Source organism: Spirosoma migulaei (genome assembly GCF_054776855.1).
Window position 1 is genome coordinate 12,647 of sequence record NZ_BAAHBG010000013.1, and the last position, 25,641, is coordinate 38,287.

Below are 25,641 nucleotides of genomic sequence, written 5' to 3' on the forward strand. Positions count from 1 at the left end.
TGGCGTTTCCAGGTTGGTTTTCACAGAGAATGAGCTAAATGGAAAAAGCCGGGTAAAAACAGCAGATTCACAAAGACCTTAGTTTTTCACCGATCAGATTCACTAAATCCTGGGCTACTTCATCCTTTGGTTTTAGTGCAAATTCGTGCGTTTGCCCATCTTTGTCAATAACGGTAATCTTATTCGTATCGTGCCCGAAACCGGCCCCTTCATCGCGTAGTGAATTTAATACAATCCAGTCTAAATTCTTGGCATGAAGTTTCTTTAGTGCATTTTCAACTTCATTATCTGTTTCGAGAGCAAAGCCCATCATCCATTGGCCCGGTCGTTTCTGGCTTCCAAGTGTGGCTGCAATGTCGGTGGTTTTGGTAAGTTCGAGAGAAAATACGGCTTCTTTTTTCTTAATCTTCCGATCGGCAGGGTGAGCGGGTGTGTAATCGGCAACGGCTGCGCTCAACACAACAATATCAGCTTCAGAAAAAGCCGCTTGTGTAGCTACAAACATTTCCTGAGCCGAACGCACCTGAATGCGCTGGATGGCAGGGTCGGGGAGGGGGAGTGTCGTTGGTCCACTAACTAAGGTAACGGTTGCTCCTGCCTTATGTAAGGCTTTGGCAATTGCATACCCCATTTTTCCCGTTGAATGGTTGCTGATATAACGCACAGGGTCAATCGGCTCCTGCGTTGGCCCCGCCGTTATCAGTACGCGCTTCCCCGCAAATATACCCTGCTCCGAACGCCTTGCCCCTTGCCTATCTGCCAAAAACTCATCCAGCACCTGAAGAATCGTTTCTGGTTCGGCTAATCGACCTTCCCCAACTAAACCACTGGCTAACTCACCATGCTCAGCCTGGATAATGTGGTTGCCAAATGATTCAAGTCGGCGTAGGTTTTCAATGGTTGTGGGGTGATGGTACATATCGACATCCATGGCTGGAGCGAAAAATACCGGACATCGGGCTGACAGATATATGGCCGACAACAGGTCATTGCATAAACCAGTAGCGCAACGAGCTAGTGTATGGGCAGATGCGGGAGCAACGACGATGGCATCTGCCCATAAACCCAACTCTACATGATTATTCCAGCTCCCATCACCTGGTTGCCCGGATTCAGTGTTAACAAATGCCGATAGTACAGGCCGCTTCGATAACGTGGCTAGGGTTAATGGTGTAATAAATTCCTTGGCTGCCTGAGTCATGATCACCTGCACATCGGCTCCAGCTTTCACCAACAGCCGAACCAAAAGGGCTGATTTATAAGCTGAAATGCTGCCCGTTACACCCAGAAGAATTCTCTTACCCGTTACTGACATGAATTTAGGTAATCTATTAATCTATAAGTGTCAGTAAAGGCTGGTTAAAACAACTATAGGCCTTAATGAACTGACATCTATGGATTTGTTTTAACACCAAAAACCGCACGGCGAATTTACCGTGCGGTCATAAAAGTAAGAAGAGGACCGACCTTAGGGCTGGGTCTCGTCGTTATAGCGCCAGTAAACTTTTCCTTCCAGAAACTCATCCGTTGCAATAGAAGTTGGCTTCGGCATACGCTCATAGAACTTCGAAATTTCGATTTGCTCGCGGTTTTCGAACACTTCTTCGAGGTTATCGACTGCCGAAACGAACTCAGAGAGTTTGTTGCTTAATTCTTCTTTATTTTTGGTTGCAATCTGCCGGGCACGTTTAGAAATGATCGAGACCGATTCGTACAGATTGCCGGTTTGAGCCGCAATCTTATCGTTATTACGGGTGATAATTGATTGATTTGTTGCCATGTATTGATTTACGATTTACGACTTCCGAATTACGATTTAAAGGCCGACTAAAGTCAAACCTCGAACCTCGTAATTCGTAATTCAGTTTGCTGCCGTTACTTTGGCCGGGGGATTCTTAAGTTTTTCTCTTTCCTTTTCGCGTTCCTGCTCCAGTTTGTCCAGACGTTCGATTTCTTTTTGACTGGTTTCGTACATCTTCTCCGACTGCTTCAGAAACTTGCTATTAGGATACTTATCAATAAACGCCTGATGATAACTTATCGCTTCCTGATAACGTTCCTTTTGCTTGGTTTCCAGACTGTTCTGCGCCAGACTAAACTCGGCATCTACTTTCAGGAATGCTAGTTCTTCATTATATTCAGAATCAGGAAATTCTCGCTGAAAATTGTTGATCGCAATGACCGACGATTTGTACGAGGCAATATTAAAGCCGCTGGTTTTGTAGTAAAGCTTAGCTTTTTCATATGCTTTCCGCTCTAACTTTCCGCGCAGATCCAGAATCTGTTTCGTCGCATCATCGCGATACTTACTGTCTGGATAAGCATTGATGAAATCCTGTAATGCCGAAGTAGCCGTTAAAGTATTCGACTGATCAAGATTGAAGGAGGGCGTATCTCTGTACAGTGAGTAGGCATACATATACATGGCCTCCTGCGCATAATCTGACCGGGCAAAGGTCTCGTAGAATTTCTTAAATAAAGTAGCACTCAGCAAATACTGGCCCTGCTGATACTGCGTATAGGCATAATAGAACTGTGCTAGCTCCGATTCGTTACTACCTTTCAGTACAGGAATAAGTTCTTCGAACAGCAGACCTGCCCGATACCAATCTCCTTTTTTGTAATACTCGAGGGCCCCTTTGTACTTAGCATCATCGTTGCCGCTTTTCTGCAATTTCGAGAAAGGGCTACACGAACCCAGTAAAAACACTACTCCAATTCCCAGCAGAATCTTACCAATATGACGTTGTTGCATATGCTTGCAAAGATACAAAAAAAATACAGGCTACACCGTTTTAACGACGACGCAGCCTGTGATAGTGCCGAAAAGAGCCAGCAATTAACACTGTTTAAACTATTTTAACAAATTGTATCCGCTATTACTGATGGCGAACAAGCAGGCGTTTAGTCGCTACTTTCTTTCCATCAACGGTTAGTTGATACAAATAATAACCAGTATCTAATGGCCGGGTAACGATTCGAACTTTACGATCATTTCGCTCAAGATCTATTTGCTCATAACCCGGTACAGGTGTGCCCAGTACATTCAGCAAAACTAGTTTGGCTTCGGTCACTGCACCTGTAAACTGATAATCCAGCTCTGCCACATCGTCGGCAGGATTGGGGTAAGCGTTCGAAATCCAGAGTTTATCGTTAGCAAACAAACGGTTATCGCTCTTGCCTTCCTGAGAAGGTGATTGCCGGATTTCGCTGGCTGGAGATGATGCCTCTGCTGCTGAGGTCCGAGCCGCTGCTTTGCCACTCGCATGAGGTAGCAACAACGACCGATAGTGTTCGTTAATAGCTGAATTTTTATTGAGCGTTATCGACCGATCGAGTCCTGATAAGGTCGGATTAGGCATGATCGAAAACCGCTGAGTCGGTATTCGTGATGCGCTGGTTTTTTGTGGCGATGACGTTCGGCCCAATTCGAGTCGGCTTCCTTTCTGGCCATCCGTATCCCGAAGAGCGACCTGCGCTCTGAGCGGGATAGTTGCCGTTAGCAAGCCCGTCAATACACCAATAAGTATAATTTGTTTCATGTAAGTCCACTTCAGGTACACACCTATTCACCACAAACCTATTCAGCTTAAAAGACAAAGTCAACTGTCTATTGTCTAAAAAATTGTTAAAAGTCTCAATTATTACCTTTTCGAACCAATTTTTGAGCCAAAGGTTTGTTTTGGCTCTTAATTTTTAATGGTTTTTTCACCGCAGGCTTCTCGGCCGGTGGCGTTTCGAGCCATAAAACCTGACCCTTTGTTGGTTTTTCTGGATCGCGCCACCGAAAACCATCGAGTTCCTGCGTTTCGCCAGTTATTTCTTTAGGCGGAATAAGTTGCGAATCCGGATGTCCATAAAATCGAATTCGGCCAACTTTGTTGTCGTTAAATTCGATATTCATCCGGCTACATTCAACATGATTCAGGCCAATCATTTTATTTTTTTCGTTGAGAGCGTAATAAATACTTTGCCCATTGCCATCAACAAGTACCCGATCAAGCGTTGTTCTCTCCTGAAGCCGTACAGTATCAGAACCTGTTGAGCCAGTTCTTTTTTCTGTTACGCCTTTAGGTAGGGTATTCGTTGCAGAAGCCGTTGCATTTTTGATGTTATTGACTGCAGAAGATAGCTTTTTGTCAGACTTAGCCCTAGGCTGGTCCTCTGAAAGCGTATCTGGATTGACAAGTTTTGTGGCGAAATAAGCCGTGATTGTACGCCCTTTTATCTGGTTGAAATTTTTTAGCGTATCGAGCGAGATAACGAACGATTTTGTTTTCAAAAACATGGTGTGAATCCGATTATTTTTGAGCAAAACCTTCATCGAATCGGCTTCCATCTGGTACTTGTTCTGGCTCCAGAGAATCGGTTTTTTGTAAAAATAAATGGTTGAATCAGCCGTGTCATAAATGAGCGAATCGCACTTGCTTTGTATGTCCGATTTATATAAAAAGACGTTTTTCTGACCCAGCAGTCGGCGGGTATTGGTAAGTTTGTTGTCGAAGGAAAATAGCGTATCGGCTCGAAGATAAAGCGTGTCATTTGTCGTCTCATTCGCAAGACTTTTGGCAACCGCATGGCCCGTAACCCGCGAAATTCCGGCTTTCCCATTGTAGCGAACATGGTCGCCGGTAATAACGGCTTTACGATCTTTGGCAACCATAATGACACTGCCTTTCGCAATCCCTAGTTCGGATACATTGTCATAGTAGAGTGAATCGCCCGTTAACCGATACTTGGGCGTCTCGACAGTAGCCCGACGCTGAAAATTAGAAATGCCCGATGTGGTATTGTATTGCCCGGCAATGGCCGTCAGAACCCCATCTTTATTTTTGATGCGCGTTGGCCCCTGAAAGGTTGCGATTCGGGTGAGCGAATTATACAGCAGCGAATCGGCGGTGAGCGTACCTTTGGTATTCACTAAACGTACATTCTGACGAAATGTAAACAGTTTACTGCGGGTGTCATAATAGCCTTCCTTGCTGGTCAGAACGTTTTCTTTGTCGACAATACGGCCTGGCGTTGGATAATGGGCAATACCCGACAGCATATCGTAGTCGAGTTGAGCGGTTGTCAGGGTCATTTTACGGTCATGCATAATTACATGACCGCGCATATTTGCCTGACGCGTATTGCCGTAATAAAACATGGTGTCACCCCGCACGTTAATCGTATCGCCCTGAACAAGCCGGACATTACCATAGGCTTCGATTACATTGGTCGTCACGTTCTGAATCGCGAGATTGCAGTACATGAGTACACCTTTGTGCCGTAGCCGGACGTTATTGTATAATTTTCGAACCGCCTGACCAGGTATATTTAGGACGACTAAACTATCGGCATGAAATAACTCGACTTTATCGCCAGTGCCCGCAGTTACAGGCGCACCCCCAACTTGCGCCAGTGTATCCGTAGAGGGCACTAGTAAGCAAACGCAAACGGCAACAAATAAAAAGCGGGCAAACAAACGAATCATGTGACAAAACTACGGCTTTGGGCCGACACCGGATGTTGGAGCAGAATTTTTTAGCATTTATTAACGACAATCGACTATTCGGTCCCAGCGATCGTGTGCTGTTGGCCGTAAGTGGCGGCATTGACTCAATGGTACTCGCCGAACTAGTTTACCGTATCGGGCAGCCATTTGCCATAGCCCATGTCAACTTCGGTCTACGTGGCCAGGACTCAGAGACTGATGCCTTGTTTGTTCAGAACAAGGCTGAACACTATGGGGTTCCGTTTCATCTAACACACTTCGATACAACTGCTGTTGCTAAAGGACAGGGCGTTTCTATTCAAATGGTTGCCCGAGATCTCCGGTATGCTTGGTTTGCTCAGCTTCTTCAGGACTATCAATATTCCTGTGTAGCAACGGCTCATCACAAGAATGATGTATTGGAAACGCTGTTGCTTAACCTCACACGTGGCACCGGCTTAGCTGGCTTACATGGTATTGCGAGTAGCAAGAACGGAATAATACGTCCACTATTGTTTGCGACTCGCCCCGAGCTGGCTACCTATGCCGATGAACATAACGTGCTCTACCGGGAGGACAGTTCTAATCATAATGATACCTATGCTCGTAACCGGATTCGGCACCATGTTGTTCCGGTTCTGACCGATCTGAATCCGGGATTATGGCAAACATTACCCCGTACAATTGAGCGGCTGCGGGCTGCAGAAACGCTGATGCAGGCTGAACTTCAACGTTCCTGGCAGGAAACGGCAAGGCAAGATGGAGAACAAATCATACTACCTGTCAATAAGCTACAGGCATTACCTGAACCCGTGTTCCGACTAACAGAATGGTTCAAACCATTCGGATTTACTGACAATCAGGTGGAGCACATGGTTGAATCCTTACATCAACCTGTTGGGCAGGTATTCTCGTCAACTACCCATCGGATCAGTCATGAACGTATAGGTTTGGTACTTGAACCCTTAGTAAAGAAGGCAGACTACGAAATTATGCTACAGGATTGGCCTGATGGACCAGTGGAAGTAGACTCTGTGTTTACGCTTACGTTGGAGAGACAAGAGAAATCCGATGACTTCCGTCCATTGCCAGATTCAAGTGTGGCTTGCCTGGATGCAGATCGACTGACGTTTCCGCTTACCATTCGCCCCTGGAGACAAGGTGATCGGTTCCGGCCCCTGGGCCTAAATGGGCATAAGTTAGTTAGTGATTTGCTGAATGACCTGAAGCTTAGCCGTACTGAGCGGGAACAAACAGCAGTACTGCTCTCGGGTGGTCAGATTGCCTGGGTCATTGGCCATCGGATAGACCATCGCTTTCGCGTTCAGGCTGAAACGAAGCGAATTGGTCGATTTTCGTTGAATAGAAAAAGGAAATTTAATCGTTGATAGCTACTTGAAAATTGTATTTTTAAGATACCATAACAAAAAAAGTAGCGCTTTAGGGGGCCGATACCAATTAGCTTATAAAGTTGGCATTCTATTTGTTAGGTTTCTGGCGAGCCCATAGTTTCTACTAACTCTCTAATACCATGAACCGAATTGTACGTGTCCTATTACTAACAGGACTAGCCTTCTGGAGTCTGAATGTTCAGGCACAAAGTGCGCGTTTACGAGCGGCTAACAAGCAATTTGATAATCTCAGCTATGTCAGCGCAGTGCGGGCGTATGAGGAATTTCTGCGGGCCGACAAAAAGAAAGATCCAGCCGAAACGCGCGATGCACTTATTAAACTTGGGTACAGCTACCGAAAGTTGCAGGATACCCGCAACGCAGAGCGTGTGTATGGCGAACTGGTAAAATCCTATACCGATCTGGATAGCGAAGTATACCTCTACTATGCGCAGTCGCTGGCGGCCAATGGTAAATACCGGGAATCGCAGAAAATGTATAGCCAATACGGCGAAAAACAGGGGCAAGACCTCCGTGGACGCCGATTTACGGTATCTTACATGGATATGAGCCGGTTCTATCAGGATTCGTCTTCCTACCGGTTGTACAACCTCCCGATCAACTCCCGGCAGGCCGATTTCAGCCCGATGTACTATAAGGGTGGGATTGTTTTCGTATCAGCTCGCGATGAATCGGGTGTAGTGAAGCGCGTATTCAACTGGAATCAAACCCCCTTTCTGGATCTCTATTTTCATCCGGATACGAATCAACTGCGTGTGCCGGGTGCTGATCTGACCCGCTCGATTAATTCAGCTGTATTGGGTGGTGGTAGCGATGCAAAAACAGCCGGTACTGAAGTTACTGCTGAGAATCAACCCTTATCGAAAGCTGAGATTTTTAGCCGCACACTCAATACCAAATACCATGAAGGTCCAATGACCTTTACGAAAGATCAGAACTACATCGTCTTCACCCGTAACAATACGAGTAAGGGAAAAGCGGGCAAAAGCTCAGATGGGGTAAAAAAATTGAAATTGTATTCTTCCGTGAATAAGAACGGCAAATGGGTCGATATTCAGGAAGTTCCTTTTAACAGCAACGAATACTCCGTTGGTCACCCCGCTTTCTCGGCCGATAATACAAAAATGTATTTTGCTTCGGATATGCCGGGCGGTTATGGCGGTACGGATATCTACGTAGTTGAATTCAACAATGGCCAGTGGGGAACGCCCGTAAATATGGGCAAAGAAATTAATACCGAAGGCAACGAAATGTTCCCGTTTGCGTCTGAAGGAGATGATTTATATTTCTCATCTGATGGGCATGAGGGCCTGGGTGGTCTGGACGTATTTGTGGCCGAACTGAAAGACGGTATTGCTTATAAAGGCGTTCAGAACGTAGGTGCACCGATCAACTCCGAAAAGGATGATTTTGGGTTCATCACGGATAAGAATCGTACAACGGGTTTTGTGAGCAGTAACCGTAAAAAAGGTGTAAGCGATGATGATATCTATTCGTTCCGCCGTGCCTGCAAGCAGCTTAACATTCTGGTGTATGATGCCAAAACCAATACGCCACTTGAAAATGCGGATGTTCGGATTTTGCGGAATGGCATCAATCAGGATCTTCGTTTAACCAACGTGCAGGGCCGTACCGATTTATGTGTCGACTCGAACACCGAATACGAATTTAAAGCCATTAAAGAAGGCTACGCCATGAACAGCGTTCGTTTCTCAACCCTGACGCAGTCGGCTAAACCGGTCATGAACGTATCGATTTACCTTGAGAAGTCGGAAAATACATTAGTGAAGGGTGTAATCAAGACGGAAGTAAACCAGCAGCCCGCAACGGGTGTGAAGGTGACCTTGCGGAATGAGAAGGATAAATCGGAACAAACCGTAACGACTGGTCCAGATGGCGGATATGAGTTTGATGTGAAGCCAAACGCACCTTATACGATTACAGCTCAGAAAGATCGCTACGCAACCAAAAAAGCGCAGTATGGCAAAACGAAGCGTAAATCGAAAATTGTTACGGACTCCCTGGGTTTGTATGGCGTAGGGGATGTATTTCAACTCAAGAATATTTATTACGACCTGAACAAGTTCTTTATTCGTGCTGATGCTGCACAGGAACTAGATCATGTACTGGCTATTCTTAAGGAGTACCCACAAATGCAGATCGAACTTCGGTCACATACCGATGCCCGTGCTACAGACACCTACAATATCCGGCTATCGGAGAGTCGTGCTCGTGCGGCAATGGATTATCTGGTGGCTCGGGGGATTCCCGCCAGTCGCCTGGTGGCGCGGGGCTATGGTGAATCCGAGATTCTTAACGGCTGCGTAGATGGCGTGAATTGTACGGAAAGCGAGCACCAGCAAAACCGCCGGACCGAGTTTAAAGTATTAGCTGTACAATAAAAAGCTTCGCATTAATACCCATAGTTGTGTAACAAAAACGGCCCGTCGAAAATGGGCCGTTTTTGTTATGTTGATCAGTCATTACGATTGCTTAACATGCTTCTTATGGACCGATGAAGTCATCGTTTTTGATTTCGATGGCGTAGTCTTCTTCACAGTCGTTGTTGTTTTAGATACTGGTTTGTCTTGTGAAGGCGTGTTGGCAAACGAGATATTGACACAAAGAGCGGCTACCGCAAGGGCTGCCAATATTGACTTTTTCATGAGCTTAAGAATGGTTTTTAGTGAAAGAACCCCGCCTTTCTGGCGAACTTCCTAAATGAAAGGTCGGCTAGTAGGATGAAGTACTAATGAATGATAACTTAAAAACCAGTTAAACTGTTATCACGCGCACCGTAACCGAGAGTTGACCTACATGGCGCATCGTGTGTTCGGCAGCATGCGTCAGTAAACCAATCAGGGTAGAGGGGAGTTGCGCCCGACCCACTCCATGTATTTCAGTCAGAGCTTGTTCATCGGTCAAACGGAGTTGGGCTAATGCTTTTTCAACCTGCTCAGTAAACAAATTAACTAACTCCTGAACAGAAAGGGGCGACTCACTTGGCTTACCTTCTGATGCTAAGGATGCTAGCTGATCAGGCGAAAGCGCTTCCTGGCGTGCGTAGGTAAAGAGCCGATCCAATACGCCTGTCAGGTGTTGAAGATGAAAACCGACGGAGGCCACACCAGCCGGGCGTTCCCAAAGTAACTGTTCTGGAAAATCATGCATGAGTGTGCTCACCTCTTCGCGGGCCTGCAGCAGTGCGTGTGCTATGGGCTGGAGTAGGGGTGGCATAGTTGAGAGAGGGCCACGTAACCAGACTTCGCGTGTTTCAACTGGGGGTTGCATAGGTACTTACTTAGTTAATTCGCTAATCAACGATAGACAAAATAGGGACAAAAATTTTATTATTTACGACTTTCCTTTTCACCCTTGGGCCTATATAGCTAAACAACGTCTGATAATTTTACCAGTTTAACATCTGTAGTATGCGACTCAATTTTAGCATTTGGCTTCGTGTTTTAGCACTTTTTATTTTATTGACTTCCTGCGAAGATCACCGAATTCCATCAGCTCAGCGGTTTCGAATTAAACGCGTTTCGTATAAACACATAAATGACACAAATCGCTCGTATAACACATTTAATTATTCTATCGAAGGTCGTTTAGATAGTATAACTTCTGGATATATAGGCACCAATTGGATTTCTGTGAATGGTAGAAAACTACTGTATTATAACGAGCAAGGTAAGCTCATAAAAATAGAGAGACAATTTAAAGCTGGTACTGGAATGGCGGTATATACCCCAGGCGAATACGTTGCTGATATGAGGTATTACTATACCTATGATGAGGGTGGTAAGCTTATCTCGGTATACACAGAGCAGGTGAGTGACATCGATAAATTTGCCCGCTTTGCGGGTCAGTGGAATTTTGACTATAAAGACGGGGATAAAGTTCCGAGCCGAGTTATATCAATCAGTGGTGGGCCTGTATCGTCTGGACGAGCCGTATATGCTTATAATTATTATACCTATGATAAGGGGAATGTTGTTACAAGGGAACAAAGTAATCAACCTAAGTCTGGTATTTACCCTCCTGAAACGTTTCAATATGACGACAGACCTAATCTTCTTTACGGATTAATGTATGGCGTGTTCTACACACATGATTTAATCGATTTATATGATGATATCAGGGCTTTTAGCCAAAATAATGCTATGCTGAGCCATGAAATTTACACGTATGATTCGAATGGCTTACTGACAAAAGCCACCCAACGTGATGGTAATTATGAGATCATTTATGAATATGAATCTTACTAGATTACTAACAAGGCCAAAACAGGTTCTTTACACCTGATTATGAGAGGAAGGCTTGACTAGTTAAATCACCGTTCCGCCATCCGCATAAAACAAGCTCCCTGTGCTATAGGATGAGGCATTAGATGCCAGAAACAACGCCAGTGGGCTGATTTCGTCGGTTGTACCCATACGGGCAATCGGGATTCGCTTGGTGAAGTGATCCAGAATCTTCTCATCCTGCCAGAGGGCCTGACTAAATTTGGTTTTGATCAGACCAGGACAAATGGCATTCACCCGAATCCCGTCAGGACCCCATTCTTTCGCCAGTACCTTTGTGAGCATATTCAACGATGCTTTACTGACACTGTACATACCTAAGCCGGGATCGGGTGTATGACCAGCAATACTGCTGATCATGATGATACTACCTCCGCCACGGGCTTTCATGCTGGGATAGCAAAGCTTACTTAACTCAAATGGCGCCTTCACATTGGCCTGCATGATCTTGTCAAAAGCCGCACCATCGCAGTCGAGAGAGGGGCCGAAAACGGGGTTCGATGCAGCGTTGTTAACTAAAATATCAATGCCTCCGTAAGTAGCAATGCTTTTATCAACTAATTGCCGAAGCTGATCCATATCGCCTACATGAGCGGCAATGCCTGTGGCATCGCCACCCTGCGCCCGGATGTCGCTGGCGAGGGCGTCGCAGGCATCCTGTTTGCGGCTACTCACAATAACTTTAGCACCGAAACGGGCAAATACACGCGCCATGTCTTCGCCAATGCCTTTGCTGGCTCCAGTTATAATGGCCACTTTTCCGGTCAGGTCAAACATGGCTTTTTCGGTAGTGGGTTGGAGAGAGTTTTCCATAATAGATAAAAAGTTTGAGGTTCGTAGTTTGAGGTTTGACGTTAGATAACACCTGAGTTACCGATGCGCCCAGTAACGTCAAACCACAAACTACGAACCTCAAACAATCTTTTACTTTTCAAAGAAGCAGACTGAACCACCTACCCAGTCTTTATTTTTATTGAAATTAACCCCAATCATTTCGCCCCGGCTCAAGCGACTCAGATTAGTGACCAAAGTGGGTTTGGGGTCTTCTTTAGGCCAGATAAATAACATACGAATCTCGCATTTAACTAACCCATCCGGCGACTGAATAACAGGTTCATATATAACCTTCCGTTGGAGCAAATAGCCGTCACGTTGATCGGCGGGAATGGCATCAAGGTCGGCGGAGGTGATGTTTAGTTTAACGCCACTACCCGCAAACGAGAAGAGCGGTTTCAACACGTAGTTTTCCAGATCAGCAGGATACTCGCTCAGGCTTGACAGGTAGTAACTGGCAGGAACGTACGGGCTTTTCAGCAGGGGGAGTGTGTATTTGCTAATGCGGAAAAACCAGTTTGGATGACCAACCCACTCTACGTCTACATCATCAGTGAGATGAAAATCAGTTTTTAGGTCAGGGAAGTTTTGTAAGTCGTCAAAAATCAATCGGTTATAGATGCGTTTGATCCTTACTTGTCGACCGTCTTTTTCGTAAAACAACGCACGGCCTTCCTTCCTGATTTTAGTCATACAAACGGGCGCAACGCCCAGTGCCCGTTCGGTCAGTACAAAGTCGATCCGCGTTTTTTGCTTTTCAGGATATATTTCCAGCAAAATAACTTCTTCGGGCTCACAATCGCCCACAATCATCTGTCGAAGCCGTTCCAGGTAATCCGCATTTGTTTCGACGTTGAACAAATGTGAAAGGTTATCGGGAATTGGATACATTGTGCGGAATAGATTCGCAATGAATGGTTGAAATCCATAAAGCGACGGAAATCCCTGTAATTCGATTAATTGAGGGGTGAGTTCACCGCTGCCATTCGTACATACCGCGAAATCTACCGCCAGAAACTGAGTGTGAGCATCCTCATTAGGAACTCGCTGGCCTTCTGGAATTGCCTTTTCTGTAAGCGCGTTAAAATCATCACGAGTAATAACGCTTACAATATCATCGCAGGCTTGTAGAAGTTTGTCGGTCAATACTTTCGGGACAAAAACCGGCGTTTCAGCCACACGAAAATCTAATTGATCGGGCAGTTCTGTATTTATTTTATCCAAAAAAGCCCGGTAGCGTTCCGGGCTAAAAGCTTGGTTATAGGTTTGGCGGACGGACTGTATCATAAATTTCCTAGGACAGGGTTAATTCTGTTCTATAAACTGTTCGGACAGAGCCAATGACTGAATGGACTGGCTCAAAAAGCCGGGTAGTATAATCGACTCAGTCAGAGCAATTTTGTCGGGTTCCTGTAGATAAGCGACCATGTCGTTGTATTTCTCCTGCCCAAAATTCGATACGATATGATTCCGTTTTTCATCCTGCAGGAAGTAACGCAACATCCCCTCATTATCGGCTTCCGGATGGAACTGAGTACCTAAAATCTCTGGAGAAAACCGAATGGCCATCACTGCCCGGTCAAGCAGAACGTGCGGGCGGATTTTCTCCAGACAAAGGATTGTGGCACCCATTTCGTCCAGACGGTCGGCATTCGGCTCGGTAATCTGATAATCCCGTGAGTCAACGGCAAAAAATGGGTCAGGCAGGCCTTCCAGTAACGTTTCTCCCAACCCTTCGTCGGTTTTATGAACCGGAAAAATACCGAACGATGTGGATCGACGTCGGCTCAGCAAACCTAGGTCGAGGTGACGAACAACCAGCTGAAACGAGTGGCAGATCAAAAAGACAAATTTCTTACGCTCGTTGTGCCGGTTCCAGTCAATTATCTGATCGATCAGGTCAAAATAGCGGGCCTCCCATTCCTCCGATGAGGCAAGAGGACTGCCCGGTCCACCTGACGAAATAAATATATCGTACTCTAAATCAGGAAGTTCATTTTTAGATCGAACATCGAAAACATCATAAGATAGTTCCTCCTGTACATTCCCCTGCATGTTCCGAATCTGGTGCAGAATACAACGCATTCCTTCATTGGCATGGTTGTTATTCATATCCAGTACGGCAATTTTCACTACATTCATAGGTGTCGGTTACGGCTAATTAGTTGATGATAGTCGTCCTGAAAATAACTGTCAGATACCCAAAGAAGTTTCTTCGATAATGTAATCCATAACCTTCTTCAGGTCATTGGTCTCTTGAAAAACAGCTAGTTGGCGGTCGGCACCAGTACCCATTTCCAGAATTTTAAGTACGTATTCGCACTCAGCCCGGCTACCTAATTCATCCACAACATCATCGATAAAACTGAGTAGCTCATGGATAAGCTGATGGGTCGGTACCTCTTCCTGCTTACCAAAATCAATCAGTTTACCTTCAATACCGTACCGCGCGGCCCGCCATTTGTTTTCATTAATCAGGATACGTCGGTAGGGGCGGAAGTTTAAATTTTGTTGGTGTAGCTTATAGATTTTAGCAACCAGTGCCTGCATAATGGCGGCCAGGCAAATGGTTTCGTCTACACGCATTGGTACATCGCAGATGCGGAACTCAATGGTATCGAAGAAGGGGTGCAAGCGAATATCCCACCAGATTTTCTTCCCGTTGTCTATACAGCCGGTTTTGATCAGCAGGTTTATGTACTCATCATACTCAGCCGCCGACGAGAAAAAGTCAGGAATACCCGTTCGTGGGAATTTGTCAAACACCTTCGAACGGTATGATTTGAAGCCCGTGTTGCGTCCGCGCCAGAACGGTGAGTTGGTGGAAAGTGCGTAAATATGGGGTAAAAAATACCGTACTGCATTCATAATCTGAACCCCCTCATTCCGATTTTCGATACCTACGTGGACGTGCAGGCCAAAAATAAGGTTCGAGCGGGCTACATCGCGCAGTTCTTCAATGAGTCGGTCGTAGCGTTCGTTAGGGGTAATGAGTTGCTCCTGCCAATCAGAAAAAGGGTGCGTTCCGGCAGCCGCAATTTTTAGATTCTGTTTTTCGGCCAGTTCAATAATCATTTTGCGCAGGTAGGTAACCTCCTGGCGGGCTTCCTGAATATTGGTGCAGATATTGGTACCAACCTCAACGACGGCCTGGTGCATTTCGGCCTTTACACGTTCCTGAAGGACAATCTGGCCACCGTCAACAATCTTGGACATGTGCGAACGCAACTCGCCTGTAGTAGGGTCAATCGTTTGAAACTCTTCTTCAATACCGAGGGTGAAAACGGGCATAGGCGTTATGTGTTAGGAAAAGCAGATTCGTATGGGTTGAGAATTGAAGAGGTAAGATACTAGTTTTTCGATTGGTGCGCTATGGACAGCAACGACAATTCCTTTTTTTTGTTAACCAACGATGAACAATAGCGAGTGACGGATTATGTGTTCAACACAATGAAGGTAGCGCCAGCATCAGAGAGTTGGAATGAGCTTAAACTTTCGATCAAGCGCATAGTAAACCGTATCGGCTGTCTTTACCTTGCCCATTGTGGCATTTAGATAGGTTTTTGAGTAATAGTAGATTTGGGGATCGCAAAGGCACTGCTATTTTTAATACCTGCCTAGCAACCGATCATCGTTAGCTACGACCTTCTATTGATTTAGCCGTTATACGGCCCGATGGTTTTGCACTTATTAGATCTGCTCTGGGTTTCTCAGACAATGCCAATCGTTTTTGTACATTGGCCGAACAACCCGTTCACCAACTCACACAGCGTCTGGTTTATTAAGATGGCTGAGCCAGCTAAACGAAATATTATCGAGACAGTTAAGCAGTACGGAAATCGGCTGTCGCGCTTTATTCGTGGGCAAGTGAAATCGGATGAAGATGCTGAAGATATTTTGCAGGACGTTTGGTATCAGCTCAGCAAAGTGGTTGATCTGGACGGAATCGAAAGTATCAGTGGCTGGCTGTTTCAGGTGGCACGCAATCGGATAACGGATACCTATCGGAAGAAAAAAGAAGATCCTTTATCCGGTTTGATGATTGAAGATGACGAGGGTGATATCAGTTTCCGGGAAATCCTGTTAACCGATGCCCAAACGCCCGAAGACCAGTTTTTTAAGGATATTTTCTGGGACGAATTGATGCGGGCGCTGGACGAACTGCCCGAAAATCAGCGCAGCGTGTTTATGAAGAATGAGTTGGAAGACCTTACCTTACAGGAAATTGCCGACCAAACCGGTGAAAACCTGAAGACCATAATTTCCCGAAAGCGATACGCCGTGCAACATCTACGCAAGCGACTACAGACTCTTTATAACGAACTCGATAACCTGTAAACCAATGAGAAATCACTATGGCCGAAGACGATTACGCTTCTTCTTCCCAGTATTTATACTGATGGCCTTATTCTTCTTTTCGTTTGCTGTGTACTGGCTCTGGAATAAAGTGCTGGTAGCAGTGGTGCCCGTGAAAGTCGTAACTTATTGGCAGGCAATGGGATTATTAATTTTAAGCAGAATATTGCTGGGAGGGTTTAAAGCCGGGCCTGGTGGTGGCCGATCGCCCGAAGGTGGCGGTCCGCCCTGGCGGGAAAAATTTCGGCAAATGAGCGATGAAGATCGGGCGAAATTTAAAAACGAATGGCGTAGACGTGGCGAAGACAGGTCGTAATCATCTTCATTATACTTATATCTCATCAGATGATTTTGATGAGATTTTTTTATAGGCAGAAGTTCTCGCTTGGCTTCGCCGAGTGAGGCATATTCGTTCAAGGGCCTCTGGCCCGTTTTTGATATAATACTCCGGCCAGAGGCCGTCAAAACAATAGCCCTCACTCGGCGAAGCCAAGCGAGAACGCATATGAGAAAAATCTTCACGCCCACTAAAGTAATTTCTCGTCTGATTCGTCATCCCATGTATAACAACAAGTAAACGAGACAAATACGATGAACAATAACCTGTTAAAATCAATTCTGGCTGGCCTATTAGTGGGAGTAGCTTTATTCATCATGCCATTTTTCCTGATTCGGCTGGTGTTTTTCGTCCTGATCATCGGCGCTTTACTTCGAATCTTTGGCGGTGGCCGTTTCCGCCGGGGATGGAGGCAGGGGCCTGGGTACGGTCAAATGCCCGCTTTCGCTGACCGGATTCGTCAAATGAGCGACGAAGAGTATAACCAGTTCAAACAGCGTTTCAATCAGGGTGGCCGATACGGTGATTATGAAACCCGAAAGGCAACCGACAAACCAACGAACGAAACAACCTTATAACGAATCGAACCGATGAGACAACGCTTAAATCCATGGGTCGTGGTATTAACCGCAGCCCTCACCTTTGGGAGCCTGATGGCTCTCGTAGGCCCTCGTTCATTTGGGCATCATGGCTGGGGTCATCGTGGCTATTATGGACATCAGTATCAATATAATCATGGCAGCTGTGATAGCCAACATGCCGACAGATCGACTGATAAAGGCGATTCCAGCCTAAAACGGTGAAGTCCTAAGATCAAGTCGATAGTCGACTAAGAGCGTGCATACGAACGGCAATCCAAAAACGGGTTGCCGTTTTTGTTTTAGCTGATCTTGGGTTCTACCCAAAGAGCAGTAAAACAGGCAAGAAGAAGCAGGAGCCAGCCCCAATTTGGCAATTGAGCAGTACTTGTTTGATCAGAGGTTTCTCCTCCAATCAATGGAACTAGCGAGTGGGCCTTTATAAATTGGCTGACAAGTGTACGGCCCGCTATCGGATCATCGGCCCGTAACGGATTGACGTACATCGCCAGTGAATCCTGTATAGGCTGCCAGCCTGCCTGTCGAAATGACGACGTACCGACAGCTGAACGGTCGTTGATGGGTGAATAGGTTAAGCGAAGCGTATCCTTCCCAATGCGAAGACTGGTCAGTCGATTCGAGGGGTTATTAATTGAAATGGCCTGACGAATGCCGCTGTACACAGGTGCATCAACCTGAACCGTGTTTTGATTCGATTCAGATAAACGAGCCAGCACCGCCGTCCACACCCGCGTATATAGCAGGCTATCGCCACTGAGCGCTAAGGGATAGGTTTCGCTAAGCAGGCTAACCCCCACGCGTCCTGCAGTTTGTTGGGCGGCTATCGGGTAGCCCGAAACCACGAACTGAGTTGGATTATCGGCAAAACGATAGGGGAGGGCATTCAGTCCGTTGCCCATCGGTATCAATGGTTCGTTAGAAAATTTGCGTACCTGCCAGCGCGTTCCTAACGACTGATTGACGACTCGGCTATCTGTTTCCGGATTAGTCAGGTTGATGAATAAGACAGACTTTCCATCGGCAACGGCTTTGCGAACAATTGGATTGGCGGCATTGACAGGTTCTGTAATGATGAGGTCGGGCGCACTTTTGCGCGCCGATTTACCCGCCTTATTGATGCTAATCTGGCTGCTTATATCTTTGGATAGCGTGGCCGAAACAGTAACGGTATGCCCTTGCTTCCCCAGCCAGTCGGCCAGAGTCTTGCTCTCAAAATCAGGGCTGTTCAACAGAAACTGAATTGTAAGCGGTTCAGTTGGTCGGGAGAAAAAGTGAAGGGTATCCAGGGTGGTAGAGCCCAATGCTAATTCTGCCTGACTTTGGCCTTTCACAAAGGCTGGAAATTGAAACCTAAACGCATTGTTGCCTTCGTGAAGGGCCACACTATCTAATGTTTTGTTGCCAAACCGAAGCCGAAGTACTTGCTTTTTTGACGACTGTATCTGGCCAGTAACGCGCTGCATTTCACCCTGCCGTACAACCCCTTTCCAGTGGATATCCTCTAGCTGGTCGGGTTGGTTGTAGGGAATCCATTGCAGAGCGGAATTACTGAGCTGAGTCAGTGTTTCAGTTGGAAACTGTTGACCAACAAGGGTTACAGAATCGTATTTCGCTTTAAAGGTTCGGCTGGAAAAACTATCCTGAATATGGAGACTGTCTTTTAATTGTCGGACAAGGGCAGTAGGTACATTATCGCTAATGAGCAATGCGTGGGTTGCAGGTCGGGAAATGGGCCAGTGAAGTTGCAGAAAATAACCAACCAGAATTAGCCAAAGTACCCCATTTAATACTCCCCGAACCCATTTTCGACCCGTAGAAAGTGACTCATTACGGACGATGAGCCAAAGCTGAACGAGTAGCAGCGTGAACAAGGCCAGTGCGATAAGCCAGGAAATTGGGCTAGTCCAGTTGATGGTTGTTTGCATTTTATTAATGAATAATGAAAAATGGATAATGAATAATCAGAGCCGCCCATGCGGTACGATGGATAATGCAGGATGCGAAGGATTGCATTATCCATCGTACATTATTCATTTTCCATTATTTCAAATGTCGCCAGAAGGCCTGTTGCAGTTTACGGTCGCTTACATACGATGCACCCGTTCGCTCTGAGGCCCCCGTGAGGGCGTATAATTTCGTTTTTAGAGTAGTTTTCTCGGCGTCTGAAATTGACTTACCGCCCACCAACTTTTGTAAGGTAGCTAATACAGACCAGTTTTGCAGACCACCATTTATGGCGGGATCCGCCAAGGCATTGCCAAGCTGTTGCGTTGTTTGCCGTTGCTGGTTGGTGAGTTTAGGTAAGTCGAGATAGCCAAGCACATCGGCTACCATCGCTTCAATCCGTTGCTGGCTGTAGCTACGTTCCTGCTTAAACGCATCGGTTACGTTTTTGAACTCACCCGTCAACCGGGTTTCTTTTTCTTTCGTTTGGGGTGGATCGAAGCCGGTTTTCTTCACATATGAACGGGCTTTTTGCTGCGAGAGTTTTAAGTATTTAAGTGCTTCCTGTTCATAAGGCAGGGCTTTTTCGGGTTCATACATTCGAAGATGCAACTCAGACTGCCACATATTTTCCAGGGCTGTTTTCAACAATGCCCGCGTAGATTGTTCATGAAAAGTATTCGTTTCCGCATCGTCATGATTGTGGACATACTGCTCCATTAAAGCTGCTAAAGGGTCTTTGCTGTCGTCGGCTGCTCCGCCGTGGCTGTGTCCATGATCGTGGTCATCATCGTCGTCATGATGAGCCTGCGTGGGTCCACCGTGATCACCTTCTCCTTCATCGTGTTTGTGCGTGTAGGCTTCAACGGCGGCCATTCCCGTTAGTGCAGCGCCATCATTGGCAGGAGGCCCACCACCACCAATAGACTTTTCAAACTCTTCGCCCAGAAACTGACCGTAGCGTAAGCGTAAGGCTTTTTGATCGAAACCAATTTCATTCGACTGACTTTTGAAGGCGTGTGTTGGGTTGGCCTTATCTGCCATTTTCTTGCGGGTGGCAATCAGTTTTTCGGTGTCGATGATGATCTGCCGCTGGCTTCGGAAATACTCCGGCATGATGTTCACGGCCATCGTAGCCAGTTCACTCTCTTCAACCTTGGTTGTGTCTTTATAAACCACGAAATAGGTATCTGACTTCGTGAAATTAGGCTCAGGTTGCCGATTATCGAAGGCGGCCCAATAGTAGTAGAGTTCGTCGCCTGGCGTGAAATTCAGCGCTTTCAGGTCAATCGTTTTCGTGAGCCTGGCCTCTTTGAAATTGCTTGGACTCAGAGGAAACTTCATCTCCCGGAATTTCACATTTTCGCCAGAACCTCGCGCAACGGTTGCCACTATAAAGGCCTGTGTAACACTGAAATCGTCGGAAAATTTGGCTCCGATGTTCAGCATTTTTGGGTCTTTCAGGTAGTGGAACTGATATAATACTTTGGAATCGGGCTCAATCTTGGGAGCCAGGTCAGGTTTGGCTTCAAGTCGGTAAAAATCAGATTGATAAACAACCGAATCTTTGTTGTCGGCAGTGCGCCAGTAGGCTTTGATCGCATACAAACCTGAGTTGACCAATCGATCCTGATAAGTAAATGCATCGCCCGCTTGCTTGAACGCCAACTCCTGGCCACGGCTACCCACCAACTTCACCGATACCTGTTGTGTGTGGCTGAACTCGACCCGCCAGGACAGGTTTGAACCGACAATAGACGACGCGTTTAAATTCGCCGAATTCGTTTCGGGAAGCTTGGTATAAGCAGGTGGTTGAATACGAAGGGTAGCCGACTCAAACGTAGGCGGAACGGGTTTGCTTTCGGGCATAATAGCTGCCAGAAAGCCACTCTTCTTCGGATCGGCTTTGGAGCCGTTTTTCAACATCGGAAAGCCAACATATACAACCAGCGCCCCCAACAAAAACAAACCATAGACACCCGCTTTCGACAGCACGACAACGGGTATCTGAACGTGTTGTACTTGCTGATTCAACCGGTCGAGTTGAAGTTGCTCGGCCAGGTTAAGCTGGGGCTTGGTTAGCAACGGCAGACTGTATTCCGTATCGCCAACAGTTTGGTGAATAAGCCGAATGGCAACCGGCTTTTTGTCCTGATACAGTTTGTTGAGGACGGCACCAGCACCAAACCCAACTAGTCCTAGTAAACTAGGCCAGATGGAGGGTCCCGTAAACGTGACTGTTAGCAAATAGACCGACGCTGCCAGCAACAGGCAACGCAGCAGGGCGTTGGCGTAAAGCTGGTACGTGACCGACGAGATAAGGCGTTTCAGTTCGTTCATGCGTTTTTTGTCAAGGCAAGCCAGCGTTCGAGTACTACTAAAACGATAAACAACAGAAGAAGTGCGTTTTGGAGGCTCGCATGTTGCGCTGTTGTTGGTTTGGTTGAGGGAATGAATACGGTTTTGAGGTCACGCTGGCTCAATGGTTGAGCATTGGTAACCATGTTATAGTGTTGTAGCAACTGTTCTCCCAGCCATTCTGGCAATTGCCCGTTTTCAACGCGCCCAGAGGTTTGGGGCGTTAGTGTTTCATTCGTGTAAATGACGTTGGCCAGCGCCGTAGGTTGCCTACCGCCCGAACTAATAAAGAACGTTTGCGGGGATGGCTTTGCGGGTAACTGATCCGTGAGTACCCAATCGTACACCTGATTCGGTGCGGCTTTATCCTCAATGACTAAATCAAGACCATAGACATCGGTCAAGGCTGCGAGGGCCGCTTTAACGCTCTGACTTTCTCGTGCGTTCCGATAGGTGACCAGCGTTTTAATTGGTCCCGAATGAATGGGTTCCGATTGAAACTTTAGCGATGGGTCCAATGACGGGCTGTTGGTTAGTTTCCCCGCTCGATTAACAAAGAGCTTTTTACCGTCTTTTAGGGACAGATAGGCACGTGGCTGGCTGGCAGAGTCAGCTATAGCGTGTAACTGAAATCGGGCGGGTACCATGATGGCCGGGACATCGGCTAACGCCTGACTATTGCTTATATACAGATGCAGCTCATTATGTTGAGCATCGACCTGGTTAATGGCTGTTTGCAGACGTAATGGGTCAAACCGAGTTGAGTTTTGAAAACTGTACGGTTTATCATCCATTTTCTCCAGACGCTCATCTGCCCACACAACTTTTTCGCCTTTCTTGATTGCTTCTGTCAGTTCAAACTTGAAGTTATCGGCAACTACCGAATTGGGTTGTACTAAATGAATTTTCTGGACTTCGTCTGGCCTTGTAAACCAGTTCAACAGCGGTTGAGCAAGTAAAATAGCCAGCAAAATCAGCAGTAAACACCGGATTATCAGTAAGGGAATATTGTCGAGTTGTAGACCTCTGCTTTGTTGCTGCTGCTTTTCAACGAGCCATTGTGTAGCCGCCCAGGGCAACGGCTTGCCATGCTTCTGATGCCAGAAGTGAATGATGACCGGAATGACAACGGCCAGCGCACCCCACAAAAAAAATGGCTCAACAAAGGGCATTTGGGTTCAACGTTTGAAGTTTGAAGTTTGACGTTTGAAGTTGCTGGCGTGTCATGAACGTCAAACCTCAAACTATAAACTTCAAACAAGTGTCAACTTGTCAAAAACTGTTTTAGAATTAATGCGATCGGATCGCTTAAACGAACACGAATAAGCCGAACATGCGGTATTCGCAGGCTTACCTCCAGATTGGCCAGGTAATCGGCTGCCCGCTGGCGAACGGTATCCCGAATGGCATCGGCCTGTAGTTCAATCTCTTTTCCCGATTCAAGATCCTGAAACCGATAAAATCCACTGATCGAGAAATCGACTTCCTGGTCGCCTAAAATCTGAAAAATGATGATTTCCCGCCTAGGCCCAGCTACTTTCTGAATTAGATTGACCCACTCATCGTCCACTTGAAGGAAGTCGGAAGCAATAATGAGCATCTCACTTTGCTTACGGCTGAACTCCGGGAACGACGTTGCCGTACTCGTCCAGGGACCGGTTGCCTGAGCGGCTTCAAGCGTTGCGACAAGCTTGAGAAAAGCCTGCTTACCCGCCGGAACCAGCGTTTGTATAGCACCATCGGTCAAGCTGTACAGACTAATCTGATCGCTCTGTCGATTGCCCAGATAAGCTAGTGAAGCCAGCAGAATTTTAGCGTACTGCAATCGACTGACACCTGCTTCGGTGTAGTTCATTGAGCCTGACAAATCAATCACAAAGCGAATCTGCTGGTTACTCTCCGTTGCGGATTCACGAACCAGGTATTGATTCGATTTTGCAAATAATTTCCAGTCTATCCGCTTCGGATCGTCGCCCGGTGTATAGTGCCGGAATTGTTCGAACTCCGTTCCAATACCCGATCGCTGGCTGGCTTGAATACCCAATAATGACTCATCGCTGACTAATTTTCCAGCCAGTTGCAGATTATTGAGCTTGATGAGATCAATTGTGAGCATAAATCTTTACGCCAGTCTTAGCTCCGTTAACAACTGCTTGATCACCTTATCGGTCGTAATACCTTCGGCTTCAGCACGGAAATTAAGCGCAATGCGGTGACGCAAAATGGGGTAAGCCAACGATTGAATATCTTCGGGAATTACCGAAAAACGTTCGTTTAGCACAGCACGGGCTTTCGAGCATAATACCAGGGCCTGCCCGGCACGAGGGCCAGCTCCCCATTGACACCATTGTTTGACAAAGGATGATGGGGAACCATCGGGGCGAGTAGCCCGCACAAGCTTATTGATATAGCTAATCAGTTCATCGCTGATATGCACCTCGCGGGTCAGTTTTTGCAGCTGAATAATATCCTCGTCGGAGAGTACCGTTTTTAACTCAGGCCGGGCGGTACCTGTCGTGCTTTTCAGGACGTTTAATTCCTCAAGCTCACCCGGATAGCTAAGTTTGATGTACAGCAGAAAGCGGTCTAACTGGGCTTCGGGTAGGGGATAGGTACCCGCCTGTTCGATCGGGTTTTGCGTAGCAATGATCAGGAACGGCTTCGGCAGTGGATAATTTTTGCCGCCGTAGGTAACCTTATACTCCTGCATGGCCTCAAGCATAGCCGCCTGCGTTTTAGGTGGAGTCCGGTTGATTTCATCGGCCAGCACGACGTTGGCAAAGATTGGACCCTGATTAAAGACGAAGACTTTATGACCCGTTTCCAGATCGTCTTCCAGAATCTCCGTCCCAACAATATCGCCGGGCATCAGATCAGGAGTAAACTGAATACGCTTGAAGCGCATGGCCAGTGCATCCGACATGGTCTTCACCATCAGTGTCTTCGCGAGTCCAGGAACACCTTCGAGCAGGCAATGGCCACCTGCCAGAAGCGAGATCAGGACTTCGCCAATCGCATCTTCCTGTCCAATAATGACCTTTCCAATTTCTTTTCGTAGCTGAGGCAACTTTGCCACCAGCGCTTTGTAGTGAGTTAAGTCTGTTGATTCCAACTTGCTATGTGTATCAGGTTGTATGAAGGAGTGTAAAAATGAATAATGTAAAATGTATAATTAATAATGTGTCAGCCATGGCACCGTTGTTCATTAAACATTAGTCATTATTCATTGTACATTACTGTTAAGCAGTCAATGCGTACGTTACTATATTGACTCCAAATTTGGTATTGTCTTCGGCCAGGAAGCGCTTGTTTCTGAAGTCGTAATCCCACTCGCAGCCGTAATCTTTGTTGCTGTACAAAACGCCGATTCGCCCGTTGATCATAATGGCTTTCAGGTAGTCGTGGACAAGATCATCACCCCAGCCATTTAGCTCAAATGAGGTTGTAGGTGGGCCTTCAGGGAACTTAAAAAAGCAGGTATAGATAGGGTGTGAATTAGGTATTTTCTGCAAGGCTTTGGGGCCAAATGTACGGGCCATTTCCTGCTCGAACGATTTGGCAAATAGCCCGTCGACGTCATGGTTACAGTCGTCTACAAAGACGAATCCGCCGTTCTGGACATAGCGTTTGAAGTGGTCGCGTTCCTGTGCCGAAAACTCAACCAGCTTGTGTCCACTGAGGTAACAAAATGGGCTTTTGAACAGGTCGGGACTACTCAACTGCACCACTTTTTCTTTCTGATCAACCGGCAGAGTCGTATACTCTACCAGCGAGTGCATCAGGTTCGATGGCATCCGCTGGTCGGTTTCCCAGTCGCCGGAAGTGTATTGGATTCGGGTGAAAAAAAAAGGTTTCAAGTGCGTTTGATGAAGTAGAAACTATGCCAATATACTTACCGTCGATTAGTACCTTATCCGTCGATATTACTATTAGCAGTTAATATTATATTCATTTTAGTGGCTGTTTGTAAAAGGTGGATAAGCCGCCCAAAACATACATTTTATGCTTAAAAATACTGATT

At 46.5% G+C, this 25,641-nt stretch carries 24 protein-coding genes; 7 read left to right on the plus strand and 17 right to left on the minus strand.

All coding sequences use genetic code 11. The annotated features are described in order from the left end of the window. Positions 1-67: 67 nt before the first annotated feature. From coaBC to ACYVGO_RS15740, 5 genes are all read right to left on the minus strand, one after another. The gene (gene coaBC, locus ACYVGO_RS15720) at positions 68-1,315 is read right to left on the minus strand and encodes a bifunctional phosphopantothenoylcysteine decarboxylase/phosphopantothenate--cysteine ligase CoaBC (protein WP_460970102.1); all 1,248 of its coding nucleotides are present in this window, start codon (positions 1,313-1,315) and stop codon (positions 68-70) included. Between the two features lie 153 nt (positions 1,316-1,468). Next, positions 1,469-1,780 (minus strand): DNA-directed RNA polymerase subunit omega, encoded by a 312-nt coding sequence (locus tag ACYVGO_RS15725; protein WP_142772177.1) that lies wholly within the window; start codon positions 1,778-1,780, stop codon positions 1,469-1,471. Between the two features lie 81 nt (positions 1,781-1,861). After that, a complete protein-coding gene (locus ACYVGO_RS15730; RefSeq protein ID WP_142772178.1) occupies positions 1,862-2,755 on the minus strand; it encodes an outer membrane protein assembly factor BamD in 894 nt (297 codons plus the stop codon). A gap of 124 nt (positions 2,756-2,879) precedes the next feature. After that, positions 2,880-3,542, minus strand: a complete 663-nt coding sequence (locus tag ACYVGO_RS15735) for a T9SS type A sorting domain-containing protein (RefSeq protein ID WP_460970103.1) — start codon at positions 3,540-3,542, stop codon at positions 2,880-2,882. A 95-nt stretch (positions 3,543-3,637) separates the two neighbouring features. Beyond that, complete coding sequence (locus ACYVGO_RS15740) at positions 3,638-5,476, minus strand: OstA-like protein (protein ID WP_460970104.1); 1,839 nt, start codon at positions 5,474-5,476, stop codon at positions 3,638-3,640. A 32-nt stretch (positions 5,477-5,508) separates the two neighbouring features. On the opposite strand from ACYVGO_RS15740, the gene tilS reads away from it, so the two are divergent. Both tilS and ACYVGO_RS15750 read left to right on the plus strand, forming a co-directional pair. Further along, positions 5,509-6,864, plus strand: coding sequence for a tRNA lysidine(34) synthetase TilS (tilS, locus tag ACYVGO_RS15745; protein ID WP_460970105.1), 1,356 nt, complete (start codon positions 5,509-5,511; stop codon positions 6,862-6,864). A 143-nt stretch (positions 6,865-7,007) separates the two neighbouring features. Continuing rightward, positions 7,008-9,290: an OmpA family protein gene (locus ACYVGO_RS15750; protein WP_142772182.1), complete on the plus strand. Its 2,283-nt coding sequence runs from the start codon at positions 7,008-7,010 to the stop codon at positions 9,288-9,290. Between the two features lie 81 nt (positions 9,291-9,371). On the opposite strand, the gene ACYVGO_RS15755 is transcribed toward ACYVGO_RS15750, so the two are convergent. Both ACYVGO_RS15755 and ACYVGO_RS15760 read right to left on the minus strand, forming a co-directional pair. Then, entirely contained in the window at positions 9,372-9,554 is a 183-nt protein-coding gene (locus ACYVGO_RS15755; protein ID WP_142772183.1) for a hypothetical protein, read from the minus strand. A gap of 109 nt (positions 9,555-9,663) precedes the next feature. Next, entirely contained in the window at positions 9,664-10,179 is a 516-nt protein-coding gene (locus ACYVGO_RS15760; protein ID WP_460970106.1) for a DinB family protein, read from the minus strand. A gap of 140 nt (positions 10,180-10,319) precedes the next feature. Here ACYVGO_RS15760 and ACYVGO_RS15765 point away from each other — a divergent pair, with 140 nt between their 5' ends. After that, positions 10,320-11,156 (plus strand): hypothetical protein, encoded by an 837-nt coding sequence (locus tag ACYVGO_RS15765; protein WP_460970107.1) that lies wholly within the window; start codon positions 10,320-10,322, stop codon positions 11,154-11,156. Between the two features lie 60 nt (positions 11,157-11,216). Here ACYVGO_RS15765 and ACYVGO_RS15770 read toward each other — a convergent pair whose 3' ends face one another. The 4 genes from ACYVGO_RS15770 to ACYVGO_RS15785 all read right to left on the minus strand — a co-directional run bounded on the left by ACYVGO_RS15770 (position 11,217) and on the right by ACYVGO_RS15785 (position 15,317). Continuing rightward, a complete protein-coding gene (locus tag ACYVGO_RS15770; protein WP_142772186.1) occupies positions 11,217-12,005 on the minus strand; it encodes an SDR family NAD(P)-dependent oxidoreductase in 789 nt (262 codons plus the stop codon). A gap of 111 nt (positions 12,006-12,116) precedes the next feature. Further along, entirely contained in the window at positions 12,117-13,313 is a 1,197-nt protein-coding gene (locus ACYVGO_RS15775; RefSeq protein ID WP_460970108.1) for a hypothetical protein, read from the minus strand. A gap of 18 nt (positions 13,314-13,331) precedes the next feature. Further along, complete coding sequence (locus ACYVGO_RS15780) at positions 13,332-14,168, minus strand: type 1 glutamine amidotransferase (RefSeq protein WP_460970109.1); 837 nt, start codon at positions 14,166-14,168, stop codon at positions 13,332-13,334. Between the two features lie 51 nt (positions 14,169-14,219). Then, the gene (locus ACYVGO_RS15785; RefSeq protein ID WP_460970110.1) at positions 14,220-15,317 is read right to left on the minus strand and encodes a carboxylate-amine ligase; all 1,098 of its coding nucleotides are present in this window, start codon (positions 15,315-15,317) and stop codon (positions 14,220-14,222) included. 495 nt (positions 15,318-15,812) lie between these two features. On the opposite strand from ACYVGO_RS15785, the gene ACYVGO_RS15790 reads away from it, so the two are divergent. The 4 genes from ACYVGO_RS15790 (at position 15,813) to ACYVGO_RS15805 (ending at position 17,522) form a co-directional block, all read left to right on the plus strand. Beyond that, positions 15,813-16,364, plus strand: coding sequence for an RNA polymerase sigma factor (locus ACYVGO_RS15790; protein ID WP_460970423.1), 552 nt, complete (start codon positions 15,813-15,815; stop codon positions 16,362-16,364). A gap of 4 nt (positions 16,365-16,368) precedes the next feature. Continuing rightward, the gene (locus ACYVGO_RS15795; protein ID WP_460970111.1) at positions 16,369-16,698 is read left to right on the plus strand and encodes a hypothetical protein; all 330 of its coding nucleotides are present in this window, start codon (positions 16,369-16,371) and stop codon (positions 16,696-16,698) included. A 275-nt stretch (positions 16,699-16,973) separates the two neighbouring features. Then, a complete protein-coding gene (locus ACYVGO_RS15800) occupies positions 16,974-17,297 on the plus strand; it encodes a hypothetical protein (protein ID WP_460970112.1) in 324 nt (107 codons plus the stop codon). A gap of 12 nt (positions 17,298-17,309) precedes the next feature. After that, positions 17,310-17,522, plus strand: coding sequence for a hypothetical protein (locus ACYVGO_RS15805; protein WP_142772193.1), 213 nt, complete (start codon positions 17,310-17,312; stop codon positions 17,520-17,522). Between the two features lie 77 nt (positions 17,523-17,599). Here the strand turns inward: ACYVGO_RS15805 and ACYVGO_RS15810 are convergent, their stop codons facing one another. The 6 genes from ACYVGO_RS15810 to ACYVGO_RS15835 form a co-directional block, all read right to left on the minus strand. Continuing rightward, positions 17,600-19,243, minus strand: a complete 1,644-nt coding sequence (locus ACYVGO_RS15810) for a hypothetical protein (RefSeq protein ID WP_460970113.1) — start codon at positions 19,241-19,243, stop codon at positions 17,600-17,602. A gap of 115 nt (positions 19,244-19,358) precedes the next feature. After that, entirely contained in the window at positions 19,359-21,602 is a 2,244-nt protein-coding gene (locus ACYVGO_RS15815; RefSeq protein ID WP_460970114.1) for a hypothetical protein, read from the minus strand. Beyond that, positions 21,599-22,792: a BatA domain-containing protein gene (locus tag ACYVGO_RS15820; protein ID WP_460970115.1), complete on the minus strand. Its 1,194-nt coding sequence runs from the start codon at positions 22,790-22,792 to the stop codon at positions 21,599-21,601. Before ACYVGO_RS15820 ends, ACYVGO_RS15815 begins: the two co-directional genes overlap by 4 nt. Positions 22,793-22,884: 92 nt before the next feature. Next, positions 22,885-23,736, minus strand: a complete 852-nt coding sequence (locus tag ACYVGO_RS15825; RefSeq protein WP_460970116.1) for a DUF58 domain-containing protein — start codon at positions 23,734-23,736, stop codon at positions 22,885-22,887. Positions 23,737-23,742: 6 nt separating this feature from the next. Then, a complete protein-coding gene (locus ACYVGO_RS15830) occupies positions 23,743-24,732 on the minus strand; it encodes an AAA family ATPase (protein WP_142772198.1) in 990 nt (329 codons plus the stop codon). A gap of 127 nt (positions 24,733-24,859) precedes the next feature. Beyond that, positions 24,860-25,477: a DUF4159 domain-containing protein gene (locus tag ACYVGO_RS15835; protein WP_111349998.1), complete on the minus strand. Its 618-nt coding sequence runs from the start codon at positions 25,475-25,477 to the stop codon at positions 24,860-24,862. Positions 25,478-25,641: the final 164 nt, after the last annotated feature.